Here is a 15,181-nt window from a genome sequence, read left to right on the forward strand (position 1 = left end):
GGCCTATCCCTTCACCGCGCCGGAGGTCAGCCCGGCGACGATCCGACGTTGGAACAGCAGCACGAAGATGATGATCGGGATGGTGATGACGACGGCCGCCGCCGCGATCGACCCGATCGGCTGGGCGAACTGCGACGCGCCGGTGAAGAACGCGATGGCGGCCGGGACGGTCCGCGACTGCTCCGTCGACGTCAGCGAGATGGCGAACAGGAAGTCGTTCCAGCAGAAGATGAACACCAGGATCGCGGTGGTCACCATGCCCGGCGCGGCCAGCGGGGCGATGACCCGCAGGAACGCCTGCCGCGGGGTGGCTCCGTCGACCTGTGCGGCCTTCTCCAGGTCCCAGGGGATCTCCCGAAAGAACGCCGACAACGTGTAGATGGCCAGCGGCAGGGAGAACGTCAGGTACGGGATGATCAGCCCGAGCCAGGTGTCGAAGATGCCGATCTGGCGCCACAGGTTGAACAGCGGGCTGACCAGGGAGATCTGCGGGAACATGGCGATCAGCAGGGCCAGGCCGACGAGCAGCCGCTTGCCGGGGAAGGCGAGCCGGGCTATCGCGTAGGCGGCCATCGAGCCGAGAACCACCGCGAGCGCGGTGGAGATGAGCGCGATCCCGAGGCTGTTCAGCAGTGCCCGGGTGAACAGGGACTCACCGAAGATCTCCCGGTAGTTCTCGAAGGTCCACTCGCGCGGGATGAAGCTGCCGTCGGTGATGCTGGCCGGGGTCTTGAACGACAGCGACACCAGCCACAGCAACGGCACCAGCGACATCCCGACGATGACGAGGTTCGCGGCTGACCAGCCGAGCAGCGCGGTGCGGTCCCGCGTCGGGCGCCGGGCAGGCGCCGTGGCGGGGCCGGCTGCGGGAGCAGAGGTGACGGTGGTCATCAGCGGTGGCCCTCCCCACCGGGCGCGGCGGCGCCGAACCCCTTGACGAAAACGAACGCCACGAGCGCCACGACGAGGAAGATGAGAACCGACAACGAGGAGCCGACACCCAGGTTCAGCGCCGTGAACAGGTTGTCGTAACCCAGGATCGACACCGACCGGGTGTCGTACGCCCCGGCGGTCAGCACGTAGATGCTGTCGAAGATGCGGAACGCGTCCAGCACCCGGAACAGCAGCGCGACCAGGATCGCCGGTTTCATCAACGGCAGGATCACCCGGGTCAGCCGCTGCCAGGCGGTGGCCCCGTCGACCTTCGCCGCCCGCAGCAGGTCCTCCGGAACCAGCGCCAGCCCGGCGAGCAGCAGCAGCACCATGAACGGCGTCGTCTTCCACACCTCGGCCAGAACGATCACGGCGATGCCCTGGACCTGCGAGGTCAGTGGGGCGGCGTCACCGAACAGGCCGGACAGGTAGCCGGTGTCCGGTGTCCACGCGTACCGCCAACCGAACGCGGCGACCACGGTCACGATCCCGTACGGAATGAGGATCACCGTCCGGATCAGCCCGCGGCCGATCAGTGCCCGGTGCATCGCCAGCGCGAGCGCCAGCCCGAGCACGAACTGAATCGTCACCGAGATGACCGCGATGATCACGGTCACCGCGAGTGCCTGCCACCACAGCGGCGAGGTCAGCACGGTCGCGTAGTTCGTCAGCCCGACGAACTCGGAGTCGGCGGGGAACCGCAGGTCATAGCGGTGCAGGGACAGATAGACCGCGTACCCGACGGGATAGCCGGTCACTGCCAGGATGACGATGACCGCCGGCGCGCACAGCGCCCAGCCGAGCCGGCGTTCGGCTCGTGCCCGCGCCGAAAGCGGAGCCGTCCGCCGCGTCCGCCGCGTCCCCGGCCCGCTCGGACTGCGCACGTCGCCGCGCGCCTGTCCGCGCCGCTCGGACAGGCGCCGCGCGCCAGGCTCCGCTCCGTTCGCGGTCACGGCACCAGTCCCTTCGACTCGATGGCGTCGGCGATCGCCCCGCGCAGCTGCCCGAGCCTGCCGAGACTCGCCGAGGACGGCGGTGAGAGGGTGTGCGCGATCTGCAGCGACACGCTCTGGTAGGCCGGCGTCCGCGGCCGCACGCTGGCATTCTGCAGCGCCGTGTAGATGGCCGACGCGAACGGGTAGCCGCCGGCGATGAACTTCTGGTCGGTGTAGAGATCCTCGATGGTCGGCGGGAGCCCGCCGTCGATCGCGTCGCGGATCTGGTTGTCCCGGCCGGTCAGGCACTCGATCGCGGCGGCCGCCTCGGCCCGGTGCGGGCTGTAGGCGCCGATCGCGAGGTTGTACCCGCCGATCGTGCTGTGCGACGGCTGACCGGGCACCAGCGTCGGCCACTGCGCCCAGCCGATCTGCTCGGCCAGCCGCGGGTTGTTCTGCCGGGCCGACGGATAGATGAACGGGTAGTTCAGCTGGAAGGCGGCCGAACCTGTCTCGAACGCCAGCCTGTTGTCGTCCTCCCGCTGGTTCGACCAGGACGGGTCGGCGGCCGGTGAGTGCGCCAGCGCCCGGATCGCCTCGACGGCCTTCTGCGCGGGTGCGCCGAGCACCACCTGGGTGCCGTCCTCGTCGAGGATCTGGCCGCCGGCCGAGGCCACCAACGAGTTGAACAGCACGGTGTAGCCCTCGTACTGGGCACCCTGTACCTCGACGTAGTGCGGCCTGCCCTGCTCGGCCAGCCGCCGGGCGTCGGCCAGCATCTCGTCCCAGGTCCGCGGCGGCCGCGGCACCAGATCCTTGCGGTACCACAGGAGCTGGACGTTGGTGTTCAGCGGCACGGCGTGGAGCTGGTTCTCCCAGGTGCCGGTCCGCACCGCGGCCGGCAGCATCCCGTCGGTGAGCCGCCTGGCCTCCGCCGCCGGGAACGGCACGATCCAGCCGGCTTCGGCGAACTCGGCGGTCCAGGTCACGTCCAGCGCGAGGATGTCCATCGAGGAGTCCTCGGCGGCGAGCCGCCGCACCAGCTGCTGGCGCTGCCCGTCCGAATCGTTCGGCAGCATGTTGATGCCGATCGTGTACCGGCCGTTCGACGCGGCCGAGCAGTCCGCGGCCGCCTTCGCGAACGAACCGGACGACTCGTTGTAGACGTACCAGGTCAGCCGCACCGGGCCGCGGCCAGCTCCGTCGCCGGAACCGCCGCAGGCGCCCAGGGCCAGCACCGCGGCCAGTACCAGCGCTCCCACGGCGGCCGCCGTGGACCGGCCGCCCCGGCCTCTCGGAGTGCCGCGACTCAGCATGCCACGGCTCGGGGTGCCGCGGGCGGATCCGGGCGTTTCCGGATCGTGGCCGAGATGCCGGCCGACTCCGTGAGGTTCACGGGGTCGACGGGCTTGTCGGATTCCCATAGGCCGTGCTCACCACCCCACATCGCGCCACCGGAAGCGACGCGCGGACAGCAGATGTTCAAAGCCGGAGGGTGTCCGGCTACCGCGCTGACAGTCGCACCACGTCGTCCCCGGGCCGTGCATCCTCCGGTCGGCCGACCGGAGGTGGCTCCGCCATTCCCGGGCGCATGACGACGTAAACATGCCGTCACGGGAGAATTTCGTAAGGCACATATCCCGCTGCCTTGCGTAAATCGCGCGGGAGCTTCATCTCGGTCTCGATGCTCTCGACCCGTGGGGCTCGCCGGCATCTGGACCGACATCTGGACGCCCTCGCGGATCCCGAGACCGGGTGAGCGGACGCGGCGAACGGGCCGACATGCCTGTCAGCGGCCGGACATCGACCCGATCGACAGCACGGAGCCGACCGAGCCGATGGAGAGTACCGACCCCTGTGACCACAGGGACAGGACGGAATCCTGAGAGCCGATCGACCACCGTGAACCAGAGCTGGGACGCATGTTCACATCATTCCAGCACGGGCTCCGGTACCCGACTCTTCGCACGTTGATCGTTCGGGACGGTCTGTCGATCTGGGCCACGGCCTGCCACACCTGGGCTTAACCTGGCATCGACCGGAATAAACGGGGAAGGAGATCTCTCTATGCCCAGGTGTCCGCACGCATACTGTCGACGGTCCCGATGAGCGCGCCGGTGGTCGTCGCGGTGGTGGGTGGCGGGGCAAGCGGTTGCCTCGCGACCACCCAACTGGCAAGGTCCGTGGCGGTTACCGGCCGTAGGTTCACGATATTGCTCGTCGAGCCGGACGACGTCGGTGAGGGCCTGGCTTATCGGACCCGAGATCCGCGGCACCGGCTCAATGTCCCGGCCGCGAAGATGAGCGCGTTCGACGATGACCCGCAGCACTTCCTGCGCTGGCTTCGCCGGCACGTCGCGGTCGACTTCCCTTCCGGTGGCTTCGCGCCCCGCCAGTTCTACGCCGACTACCTCCGCCACACGCTGGAGGAGACGCTGCGCGCCGCGACCGGGGTGCGCTGCGAGCGGGTGTGCGCTCGCGCGACGGACGTCCGCCGGCACGGCCGCCGGCTGCGGCTGACGCTCGACGACGGGACCAGCCACCCGGTCGACGCCGTCGTCCTCGCGCTCGGGCACGGTGCTCCGACGACGTCGTGGGCTCCGCCGGCGCTGGCCCGGTCGCCGCGGTTCGTCAGTGATCCGTGGCGGGCCGATACCCAGCCTCGCGTCCCGGCCGGCAGCGACGTGCTCCTTGTCGGCTCGGGCCTGACCATGGCCGACATGGCCCAGCGCTGGAGCCGGGCCGGCGTGCGCCTGCACGTGACCTCACGTCATGGGCTGCTTCCGCTCCCCCACGCGCTGGACCCGGCGCCGCCGCTCGCCGCCCCGGAGCTGCCCGACGGTCCGGTGAGCCTCGCCCGGGCCCGCCACCTTGTCTTCGATCACATCCGCGCGGCCGGTGGCGACTGGCGGCGAGCCGTGGACGGGCTGCGCCCGGTGACGGCCGAGCTGTGGTCACGGCTGGACGCGGCTGCCCGGTCGAGCTTCGTCGCCACGACGATGCGGCGCTGGGACCAGGTCCGGCACCGAGTCGACCCCGCGGTCCACGCCTGGCTGGAGCAACGCCGCGCCGAGGGATCGCTGGTCGTGCACGCCGCGCGGGTCGTCGACGCCCAGGAGACCGCGGCCGGCGTCGAGGTCTCGCTGAGTGACGGCTCCCGGGTGCTCGCCGCGGCCGTGGTCAACTGCACCGGTGCGGGCGCCGGCGTGCGGACCAGCCATGATCCCCTGGTCATGAACCTGCTCGCCTCCGGCCTGGCGACCCCGGACAGCCTGGACCTGGGCTTCGCCACCGAGGGGTCCGGGCGGCTGGTCGCGGCCGACGGGCCCCGGCCGGCGATCTGGGCCATCGGGCCGTTGCGGCGGGGGGAGCTGTGGGAGAGCACGGCGATCCCCGAGATCCGCGGCCAGGCGGCCGCGCTCGCCCGCGCCGTCGTGGCCGCCCTGCCCGGGCCACGGGTCGTCCGGCGGGTGCGCGACCCCTATGGCCTGCCCCTCACCGCCAGCCCGGAGGCGGCCGACCGCTATGTCGCCGGGCTCGGCCGGATCCTGCGGGTGCGGTCCGGAGCCGAGACGCTGGTCGCCGAGGCGGTCGCGGCCGACCCCCAGTTCGCCCTCGGGCAGGCGGTGCTCGCGCTGCTCGGTGCCGAATGGGGCGCCGACGTCGACGTGGAGACGGCCCTGCGGGACGCACAGCGCCACGCCGCCCGGGCCGACGAGCGTGAGCGGCGCTTCATCGAGGTGGTCGCCGCCCGTATCCGCGAGCCGGGGGCCGGTTCGGCCGCGGCCCTGCTGAGCTACATCCACGCCTACCCGGAAGACGCGCTGGCCGTCAGCATCGCCGTGCCGACGATCGCGTTCAGCGGCGCGACGGAGATCCCGGCCGAGGCATGGGCCCTGGTCGAAGGGCTGGCGGCGGTCTACCGCGACGACTGGTGGTACCGGGGGCTGCTCGCCTTCACCCGCCAGGAGCAGGAGAACTGGGAGGAGGCGGCCGAACTCGCCGCACTGGCGCTGGCCGTCGAACCGACCGCCGGCCACGCCGTCCACGCGAAGACCCACGTCCACTACGAGACCGGCGACCACGAGGCCGGGCTGGCCTGGTTGGACGGCTGGATCTCGACCTGCGGGTCGGACTCGTCGCACCGGGCGCACTTCGCCTGGCACGCGGCCCTGCACGAACTCGCGCTCGGTGACGACAGCGCGGCCCGCACCCGCTTCTCGACCCAGCTCTCACCGCCGGCCGTCTCCGGGGTCCGAGCACTGATCGACTCGGCGTCGCTGCTGTGGCGCGGCTTCGCGGCCGGCGCCTGGACGTCGGTGGAACTCGGACCGGTGCTGGAGACCGTCCCCGGCACGTTGCTCGTCGATCCGCCGACGCCCTTCGTCGGGCTGCACTCGGCGATCGCCCTCGCCGCCGCGGGCGACTGTCGCCGACTCGCGCAACTGCGCCGGTCCGCGGCCGCCCGGACCAGCTCGGTGTTCACCGACACCGTCGCGCCGCTGGCCGACGCCCTGATGCACCTCCTGCACGGTGATCCCGACCGGGCCACCGACGCGCTGATCGCCCTGCCCGGCGTCGAGCGGCTCGGGGGCAGCGCCGCCCAGCGCGAGATCGTCGAGGACACCACGATCTACTGCGCCATCCAGGCCAACCGACCCAACATCGCCCGGTCACTTCTGCAGAACCGACTCGACCGCCGCTGCTCCCCCCGCGACGTCCACCGCCGTGCGCAGCTCCTCACCGGCCAGCAGACCGCGCGCTCGTCACCGAGCGAGTGACCGGTGGTTCGACCCGGGCCGGCGGGTAGTGGACGGAGCCTGGAGGCTGTCCGTACGACCGCGCGGGTGCGGCGACGTCGAGAGGCTGGGGCATCGGTGAGGGCGCTGCGCCACGGAGATCCTGCACCCGTCGGTCCGTCCGGACTTCGTCCGACGCTTCAGCAGGGAGGTGGCCGCGGCAGCGGCGATCGACAGCCCGCGGGTGGCGCGGCTACTCGATGCCAACCCCCAAGCAGAGCAGCCATGGCTGGCCGCGGAGTATGTCCCGGGATCCGACCTGCTGACGGTGGTCGCCAGGCACGGCCCACTGCCGCCGGCACAACCGCCCCGCCCGACGCTGCCGCGCCCGACGGCGAATCCACGGTTGGCAGGATGCCGGCTCCTCCGGCGGGGCTGCGTCCGCGCACACCACCGGGAGCGCCGCGACCAGCGCGCAAGGTGCCCCGGCCGTGACAGGTCAGCCAGTTGTCGCCGCCCCGGCGTCGGACTGCGCCGCGTCCGGAACCGACGGGGCGGCCTCGGATGACGCTTGTGAGTCGGACGAGGACGGCGGCGGCTCGCAGACCGCCGCCCGAAACAGGGGCCACGAGCCTCCGCCCTGGGCCGGTCAGCCAGGGGGGCCGAAGGCGCTGCTCTCCCGCTGATTCCAGCCCTCAGGGTGTGCCTGCCAGGGATATCATCCGCAAAGCCCTGCTTCGGCCGATGCGGGGTCTGAAACGCCTCCGCTCGGTCCAGACGATCAGCGCTGGGCACGCCCTGGTCCCAGAACATCCACCGTGGCCACTACGAGATCGCCGGCGATATCGACCGGCTGCGGCTGCCGGCAGCGTTCACCGAACTCGCCGCCGCCGTCTGACCGCCGGTCGCCGCGATGCAAGCATGCGCCGCTTCCTCATAACGCAACAACGCCCAACAGACTCACTCGGACCGTGCCGCGCAGGAAGTCCACCCGGTGTGGGTCAAGGCGCGACACCGGGCCGCGCCGCATGTATCACCCGAGCAGACGGGCTGGCAGTCAGTCGCGGAGTACGCGTGGTCGACCGCCCACTCTGTACGGTTGCGTCCGCTGTGAACCAAACGTCGCCGCTTCTTGGAGGTCGGGAGCGGCGCCAGCGCCGACCGGCAGCAGGATTCGCTATCGGGAGCTGACCGCCGCGGCTACGGCGACGACATCATCGATCATTGTCCGGCCGACAGCCGCGGTGGTGGACTGCGCCAATGCGTCAGTGTCGGCGCATTCCGTCCTGCGGTTCTACCGTTGGGAGGTCAGATATCCGATGGCGCGTCGTCGAGGTGGTAGCGGGTGGGAGAGCCGAGGATCGACTACGAGGCCGTTTTTCGGGCTCTCCCCAGCCCGACCTTGCTACTGACCCCTGAATTGATCATACTTGCCGCCAACGAGACATATCTTCAGGTGTCGGGGCGCACACGCGAGAACCTGCTGGGACGCTACCTGTTCGACGCTTTCCCGGACAATCCGGAGTACCGGTCCGCGTCAGCGGTGCGCGCACTTGGCGCGTCGCTACGGCGAGTGCTGGCCACCGGGGAGCGCGACACCATGGCGGTCCAGCGTTACGACGTGGAGGCACCAGCGCGTCCAGATGTGTTCGAGGAGCGGTACTGGAGCACGGTCAACACTCCGGTGCTTGATCCTGACGGGCAGGTGACGTTGGTGGTGCACCGGGTGGAGGAGGCGACCGACCTCGTCCGCATGTGCGCCGGAGAAATGGGGGACGACCGGCAGCACAGGCTGGAGGTGGAGCTGATGGCCCGTGCTCGGGAGCTGCACGAAGGCAACGAGCAGCTGCGTCGAACTCACGCTCGGGAACGCGAGGTGGCCCTGGCACTCCAGGAAGCGATGCTGCCCACGCCCGCACCGACCGGGCACGTCAAGGCGGCAGTGCGGTACCAGCCCGCCGCCAGCACGATGAACGTGTGCGGTGACTGGTACGACCTGGTGGAGCTATCCGAGGACCGCGTCGCGGTGGCCGTGGGCGACGTCGTCGGCCACGGACTGTCGGCCACGGGCACGATGGGCCAACTGCGCAGCGCACTGAGCGCCATGGTCCGAGTGGCCGACGGACCCGCAGCCGCCCTGGACGTGCTGGACCTGTACGCACGGTCGGTAGAAGGCGCCGAGTCGACCACCGTCGTGCAGGCGGTCGCCGACTACGACACGCTCACCGTCACCTACAGCCGGGCAGGTCATCCGCCGCCGGCACTGGCGCACGTCGGCGGCGCCATCGAGTTCCTCGACCAGACCGTCGACCCGCCGCTGGGCGCGAGCCCGGAACACCTGCCCCGGTCCCAGGCCACCGCGACGTTCGCGGTCGGCGCCACGCTGACGCTGTATACCGACGGCCTGATCGAACGCCGCGGGGAGAACATCGACGTCGGGTTGTCCCGTCTTGCCGCCAGCCTCCGCCGCAACCCGGGACTTGATCCGGAGGCACTGGCCGATGCGCTGCTGGCCGAGGTGGGCGCGGACAGCGAGCCAGCCGACGACACCGCCGTCGTCGTCGTCCGACTCTGATGGAACCTGTGGGGTTCCAGAATCCCGATTTGGGCGGTGACCTGCACGTCTACCTGCCGGACGGGGCCCGCGTCGGGCAGGCTGGATGGTCATGATGTGGTCGCTGCTCTACGCCCTGACACGCAACGCTCTCGGACTGATGCTGCTCCGGGTCCGCGGGGACACCGCAAAGGACGTCGAGCTCCTCGTCCTGCGACACCCCGACTGTCGCTCACCTCGGCTCCCTGGTCCTCGTCGCGAGGGCAAGCTCATCAGCGGGTGCCCTACAGGCTCAGCAGCAGGTCGCCGACTGCGGTGGGCTGGGACAGGAAGGGGTGGTGGCCGGCGTCGAGCTCGACGACACGGCCGGCTCTGCAGGCGAACTCGCGTTGTAGCCGGGCGGGGGTGCCCTTGTCCTGGGCGCATACGAGGTAGGTGGAGGGCACCTGCTGCCAGGCGGCTGCCCCGACCGGCTGCCCGGTCACCTGGACGCTCTGCCGCGTGAGGTGGGCCAGGGCCTGTGTCTGGATGTCAGCGTCGCAGTCCTGCAGGAACGTGTCCACGAGTAGCTCGGGGCGGACCCCGAACGTCCCGGTGTCGGGGTCGACGTCCAGGAACGGGGCGGGGGTGTCGTCGCCGAACTCCGACAGGCTCTGCCCGACCTCGGGCAGATAGCTGGAGATCAGCAGCAGATGGCGCACCGAGTCGACCCCCGCGGCCGCCTCGGCGGTCACGATGCCGCCGTAGCTGTGGGCGACCACGATGGTGGGTTCGTCGCCGTCTTGCAGCACCTGCCGCACGGCGGCCACGTCTTCGGCCAGGCCCGGCCCGCCGGCCCCTGGTGGCACGCCCGTCTCGCCGCAGCTCGGGAGGGTCGGGGACATGCTGGCCACCCCCCGTTCCTGCAGCAGCCGCGCCGCGCGGTGCCACCACCATGACCCGTCCTGCACGCACGCCCCGTGCACGAACACGACCCTCATCGCCACCTCCGCGTCCGTCCTGGCTGTGTCCCGACCGACGGTAGACGTAGCAGTTGTTACGCGAAAAGCTGCGGTGATGGGACGGCCGCGACAGCCCGAGATCCGGCAGCGGCTGCTCGACGCGTGCACCGACTACGCGCTCGAGCACGGCCTCCCCGACCGGCTCGAGCCGCTGGCCCGCGCCGCTGGCACCTCAACCCGCATGCTGATCTACCACTTCGGTACCCGCGACGCCCTGCTCCGGGTCGTCCTCGGGCACGCGCGGCAACGCCAGCTCGACACCTTCGGCGCCCTCCTGCGCGCACGACCCGACGAGCCCTACACCACCACGCTGAACAACGCCTGGACCTCGATGACCGGCCCGGACGGAGCGCCGTTCCTCCGGATGTTCGGTCAGCTGCGGGAGAGCTCGGTGCAGCAGCTGTGGCCCGAGTTCCGCCGGGCCGCGACGACCGACTGGCTCGGGCCGCTCGCGGACGGCCTGCGCAGCATCGGCCGTCAGGAACTCGCGACCCTCGTCCTCGCGGTCATCCGCGGCCTCCTCATGGACCTCGACGCCACAGCCGACACCACCCGCACCGATCGAGCGTTCCACCACTTCCTCGGCACACTTGATCACCAGAATGGTGGCGAATGCTCACCGGCCCGCCGCGCCTCCGAACGAGCTGGCAGCGGCACGACCAGCACGAACGAGCCGATGGACACATAGCGCTGTGACAGGCCTGCCAACTACCGCTGCAGGTCCCGCGCTTGGGTAGCTGACCTTGCGGGGTGCCAGAAGTCGGCTCGGTCCTGTGAGCTGGGTGATGCGACGGTGCGGCTGCCGGCATGAGGGTCAACTATGTCCATCCGCCTGCTCTATCTGATCTTCGTGCGGGTGTGCGGGTGTGCGGGTGGCTGGTTCTCCTCGGCCGTTCGTCGGCGTCCAAGAACATCGAGCTGCTCGTGCTGCGGCACGAGGTCTGAGGTGCTGCGCCGTACCCAGCCCAAGCCCCAGTGGGACTGGGCGGACCGGGCGGTCCTCGCCGCACTGATCCAGCTCCTACCCAAGACGCTGCGAGCACACCGGCTGGTCACCCCCGGCACCGCCCTGCGGTGGCATCGTCCTGCGGTGGCACCGTCGTCTGATCACACGGAAATGGACCCACCCGCAGCGGACGGGACGACCACCGGTCAGCACGGAGATCGCGACCCTCATCGAACGGTTCGCGACCGAACACGACATAGGGCTACACGCCAGACCGACACGACGTGGCGACAGTTCCCGCGCACGCAGGCATCGACCATGCTGGCCGTGGACTTCCTCAACCTCCTCATGGACCTCGGCGACCGGACGGCCGACTTCCAGTTCCTGGTCCGCGACCGCGCCGGACAGCCCACCACATCCTTCGACGCGGCCCTCGCCGATGCCGGTATCGACGCGGTCACGATCCCACCCCGGACTCCGCAGGCGAACACCTACGCCGAACAGTTCGTCCGCACAGTCCGAACGGAAGTCACCGACCGGATGAGGATCTCCGGTGCACGGCACCTGCGCACCGTCCTGACCGAGTACGCACGGCACTACAACGGACGACGCCCACACCGCGCCCTCCAGCTCCAACCGCCCTGGCCGACCACCCATCGCCGACCTCACCCAGAAACGAATCAAACGCCAGCCTGTCCTCGGCGGCCTGATCAACGAATACGAACGAGCCGCCTAAAACCCCAGGTCATCCCTGAAGGGGTGGGGCCGGTCAAGCGGTTCCGGTGTGGGGGTTGGGCCTGTTTTCCGGCCTGGTTCTGGGTGCCTGTGGGCGTGCGCCAGTGTCCGGCGGCGGAGTCAAGACGCAGCGCCCGCAGGGCGGAGCCCGAGGACGAACGGTCTTGACGCCGTTGTCGGCTGGCGCATCCTGGAACGGCCCAGGACATCGGGTGTGGGTGGTGTGGCGTCTTCTCCAGCACGGGTGTCCGTGGTGGGCGGCGGTGTGGGTTTCGCCAGTCATCCCTTCGCCACGCGGGGCAGGGTGGCATGGAGTGATACGGCCACGATCAGACGGGGTCAATCAACACGTCGACCGCGCCACCGGAGTGGTGGGGGTCATGACCTGGGCGGCCACGCGTCTGATCGTGTGAACACCTGCTCACGCCGCCGTGTGCAGCGCGCGGACCTCACCGTCGCGCAGCGCGTAGAAGACGAACGTGAGCAGCTTGCGGGCCGCGGCGACCTTGCCGATGTTGGTGCCGCGGCGGGCAGCGACCCGGGTCTTGGTCGGGCCCAGGACCGGGGTCGTCGGAGGCAGGATCGACACGGCTTCGATCGCGGCCCAGCGAATCAGGGAGGAGCCCTGTTTGGTGATGTGGCCGCGGTGCACGGTGGTGTCGGACTCACGGTGCCGGGGGGTGAGACCAGCCCAGCTGGCAAGGTGACCGGGCGTGGGGAAGCGGGTGATGTCCCCGATCTCGGCGAGGAACACCGCGGCCAAGGTCTTCCCGACCCCGGGCAGGACCAGCAGCGCCTGATAGCCCGGATCCCGCGCGAGCCGGCCGGCGAGCTGACAGGCGGCCGCGTCGATTTCGAAGTCGAGCAGGTCGATGAGGCGGCGCAGACTCGTGACGCGGGCGTGGAACGGGCTCGGGAGCTGGACCTGGCCGAGGAGGTCGGTTCCGGCCTGGCCGAACAGGTCGGTCATGGGCACCGCGACACCGTTCTTGGCGAGGACCGCGTGGATCTGGGCCTTGCACGCCGACCGGATCGCGACGAGCGCCGCCCGGTGACGGACGGTCTCCCGCAGTTCCCGGACCGGCGGTGGAGCGACCCACGCCTCGGGCAGACGTCCCATACGCAGCAGGTCCGCGAGATCCGCGGCGTCACGGACGTCGTTCTTCACCCGCCGGTAGGCGAAACCCTTCACGCCCAGCGGGTGCGCGAGATGAACCTGCGCGCCAGCGGCGGCCAGCACATCCGCCGCCCAGTACCAGCCGTAGGTCGCTTCGAGCACCACATCGGGGTGCTCACCGGCACGGCTGATCTCAGCAGCGAGGGTGGCAGCATCGTTGCTGATCCGAACCGTTCCCAGCGGATACCCGTCCGGGGTCATCCGCACGATCACCGACCGCCGCCGATGGAGATCGATTCCCACAATCTGGCGACCCTCATACGATGGACTCACAGGGGCCTCCTTCGTCGGTAGACGTGAGCAACCCCGAGGGACCTACCCCCGACCCCGGGGAGTCACCAGGAGCGGAGGCCCCGCCCCTTCATCGCATCAACTGTCGGGTCAAGGCCGCCGATCCGGCAGTAGTGCCAGAAGTTCCCCATGGCCTCAGCCGAGTCAGGGTCGAGAATGAAGATCGACCGTTATTCGAGGCCGGAGTCAGGGACAACGGCGTCCGCGTGATGACAGTGCGTTTCTCCGTACGACTCATCGCGGGTCCCTCGCTTACAAGACCGGACGTGCCGCACCATACCGGGCCGGTTCACCTTCTCAGGGAGGCTCGTTCGCCAGAAATTTGCAGCCAGATCAGTCCCCTTCGCCGGATGAGTGAGGCGCACAGGGCCCCGACACGTTTGCTGGGCAGCGACCCGTGGGCCGTTCTGGGTTTTTCCGGTGGGGCCGGGTCGCGGTGGGCTACTCGGATCGGGCCCCGAAATAGGACGGGGCGATCGGGCTCTGGCGACGATCACGCGACGGACCGGTACCCAAATTGTCCGATAAGTACCGAACACTGCGTCCCCGTCGCGCAGCACCGCGGCGAGCGCATCGGGGGGGCAAAGCCTGTCCCAAGCTTTGCCCCACTACGCAACCACGGGCATGATCTCTTCCGCCACCCATTGGGTGTAGTCGAGGTAGTCCTCGAGGTGATTGACGCTGGGGATCGGCACTGAACTCATCGTCACGCCCAGCTCCTTGAACCAGCAGAGCCGGTCTATGATCTCCTGTTTGGTCATGCCTGCCCGAGCGCGTGGGTCTTTCTGTATAACATGACCGTCACCGACTCGCGTGGTGGCGAAGCCGTAGAACACATCAGTAAGCTTGCCGTTGTAGTCGGGCTGCGACTTGACAAAGTCGATCTTCGCGGGGATGTCCTCGGGTTTGGTGAGGAATGGCCACCAGCCCGAAGCGTAGCGGGCGGTGCGCCTCAGCACGGCATCGGCGTCACCACCGAACCACACCGGTGGGTGTGGTTTCTGGACGGGCTTGGGCTCGAACGCGACGTCCCGGAAAGAGACATACTTTCCTTCGAACGCCGGTTCTTCCTTGGTCCAGAGCTCGATGATCGCCTGAATGTACTCCTCGCTCATCGCTCCGCGTTCACGGAAGGGAACGCCTAGAGTTTCAAACTCCTCTTCCAGCCAGCCCACCCCGAACGTGACGGAGACGCGGCCGCTCGATAGCCAATCGATGCTCGAGAGAGCCTTGGCGGTGATGGCGGGATGCTGTAACGGCAGGAGCGCGATGCACGAGTTAACTCGTATCTTTTCCGTGGCCCCGGCCAGATAGGCCATGGTCGGGTACGCACTTAAGTAGTGCGGCCCCGAAAGATCGACATGGGTCTTCGGAATGATGTGGTGTTCGGGCACGCTTATCATGGCGTAGCCAAGCTTCTCGGCCCACTTGGCGAGACGCGTCTGGTCCGCACCCGTCACTTTAGCTTCCCACGGTTGACATGTGGCCTTCAGTCTCAGCAGATGCGGCATAGCAAATCCCAGTTTCACGTCTTCTCCTCGCCAACCTGGTACATCACAGTTGTTCATCCATCTGGCGTCGTGGGCCGCCTACGGTCATGCCCCGCATGTATGCCTCGTTGGTCTCCAGCCGCGATCATCCACGTCTCCAATGTAGGACTCTACGCCCAGACCGACACCTAGTGCCAGACTCAGCATGGAATGCAGGAGCTGAACCTGGCCACCGATGATCGCTGTCAGGATTGTGGGTAGCCCAGCCCGACCAGGGTGACGGGCGCAGCGTGGAGCCGGGCGAGGAGGTCAGACGGAGGTTTTGCCGCCACGGCAGGAATGCCTCGGGTGGACGCCGCCACCCGGGCATCACCGAGGTG

At 69.4% G+C, this 15,181-nt stretch carries 9 protein-coding genes and 2 pseudogenes; 5 read left to right on the forward strand and 6 right to left on the reverse strand.

The window, feature by feature from the left end; translation table 11 throughout:
• Positions 1-3: 3 nt before the first annotated feature.
• The 3 genes from FRANEAN1_RS22460 to FRANEAN1_RS22470 all read right to left on the reverse strand — a co-directional run bounded on the left by FRANEAN1_RS22460 (position 4) and on the right by FRANEAN1_RS22470 (position 3,130).
• On the reverse strand, positions 4-891 hold the full coding sequence (locus FRANEAN1_RS22460) for a carbohydrate ABC transporter permease (RefSeq protein ID WP_020462108.1): 888 nt from the start codon (positions 889-891) through the stop codon (positions 4-6).
• Complete coding sequence (locus tag FRANEAN1_RS22465) at positions 891-1,817, reverse strand: sugar ABC transporter permease (RefSeq protein WP_085950174.1); 927 nt, start codon at positions 1,815-1,817, stop codon at positions 891-893. Before FRANEAN1_RS22465 ends, FRANEAN1_RS22460 begins: the two co-directional genes overlap by 1 nt.
• A 65-nt stretch (positions 1,818-1,882) precedes the next feature.
• Entirely contained in the window at positions 1,883-3,130 is a 1,248-nt protein-coding gene (locus FRANEAN1_RS22470) for an ABC transporter substrate-binding protein (RefSeq protein WP_041256357.1), read from the reverse strand.
• Between the two features lie 843 nt (positions 3,131-3,973).
• Between FRANEAN1_RS22470 and FRANEAN1_RS22475 the strand changes: the two genes are divergently transcribed.
• The 3 genes and pseudogenes from FRANEAN1_RS22475 to FRANEAN1_RS22480 all read left to right on the forward strand — a co-directional run bounded on the left by FRANEAN1_RS22475 (position 3,974) and on the right by FRANEAN1_RS22480 (position 9,182).
• Positions 3,974-6,649, forward strand: coding sequence for an FAD/NAD(P)-binding protein (locus tag FRANEAN1_RS22475; protein ID WP_041256359.1), 2,676 nt, complete (start codon positions 3,974-3,976; stop codon positions 6,647-6,649).
• Between the two features lie 684 nt (positions 6,650-7,333).
• Positions 7,334-7,505: pseudogene (locus FRANEAN1_RS41435) on the forward strand (IS6 family transposase); the annotation flags it as partial.
• Positions 7,506-7,952: 447 nt separating this feature from the next.
• Positions 7,953-9,182, forward strand: coding sequence for a SpoIIE family protein phosphatase (locus FRANEAN1_RS22480; RefSeq protein WP_020462112.1), 1,230 nt, complete (start codon positions 7,953-7,955; stop codon positions 9,180-9,182).
• Between the two features lie 263 nt (positions 9,183-9,445).
• Here the strand turns inward: FRANEAN1_RS22480 and FRANEAN1_RS22485 are convergent, their stop codons facing one another.
• Entirely contained in the window at positions 9,446-10,141 is a 696-nt protein-coding gene (locus FRANEAN1_RS22485) for an alpha/beta hydrolase (protein ID WP_041256361.1), read from the reverse strand.
• 76 nt (positions 10,142-10,217) lie between these two features.
• Between FRANEAN1_RS22485 and FRANEAN1_RS22490 the strand changes: the two genes are divergently transcribed.
• The gene (locus FRANEAN1_RS22490; protein WP_020462114.1) at positions 10,218-10,850 is read left to right on the forward strand and encodes a TetR/AcrR family transcriptional regulator; all 633 of its coding nucleotides are present in this window, start codon (positions 10,218-10,220) and stop codon (positions 10,848-10,850) included.
• A 132-nt stretch (positions 10,851-10,982) separates the two neighbouring features.
• Positions 10,983-11,844: pseudogene (locus FRANEAN1_RS43935) on the forward strand (integrase core domain-containing protein).
• Positions 11,845-12,264: 420 nt separating this feature from the next.
• On the opposite strand, the gene FRANEAN1_RS22500 reads toward FRANEAN1_RS43935, so the two are convergent.
• Together FRANEAN1_RS22500 and FRANEAN1_RS22505 are read right to left on the reverse strand one after the other, a co-directional pair.
• Positions 12,265-13,293, reverse strand: a complete 1,029-nt coding sequence (locus FRANEAN1_RS22500) for an IS110 family transposase (RefSeq protein ID WP_020462116.1) — start codon at positions 13,291-13,293, stop codon at positions 12,265-12,267.
• A gap of 626 nt (positions 13,294-13,919) precedes the next feature.
• On the reverse strand, positions 13,920-14,840 hold the full coding sequence (locus FRANEAN1_RS22505) for a TIGR03619 family F420-dependent LLM class oxidoreductase (protein ID WP_020462117.1): 921 nt from the start codon (positions 14,838-14,840) through the stop codon (positions 13,920-13,922).
• Positions 14,841-15,181 lie beyond the last annotated feature (341 nt).

It is taken from the genome of Parafrankia sp. EAN1pec, from assembly GCF_000018005.1.
Classification (GTDB): domain Bacteria; phylum Actinomycetota; class Actinomycetes; order Frankiales; family Frankiaceae; genus Parafrankia; species Parafrankia soli.

What these genes read in the sequence shown, in the direction of transcription:
- FRANEAN1_RS22460 (WP_020462108.1), bottom strand. Translation starts at nt 891, where the DNA reads ATGACCACCGTCACCTCTGCTCCCGCAGCCGGCCCCGCCACGGCGCCT.
- FRANEAN1_RS22490 (WP_020462114.1), top strand. Translation starts at nt 10,218, where the DNA reads ATGGGACGGCCGCGACAGCCCGAGATCCGGCAGCGGCTGCTCGACGCG.
- FRANEAN1_RS22475 (WP_041256359.1), top strand. Translation starts at nt 3,974, where the DNA reads ATGAGCGCGCCGGTGGTCGTCGCGGTGGTGGGTGGCGGGGCAAGCGGT.
- FRANEAN1_RS22485 (WP_041256361.1), bottom strand. Translation starts at nt 10,141, where the DNA reads ATGAGGGTCGTGTTCGTGCACGGGGCGTGCGTGCAGGACGGGTCATGG.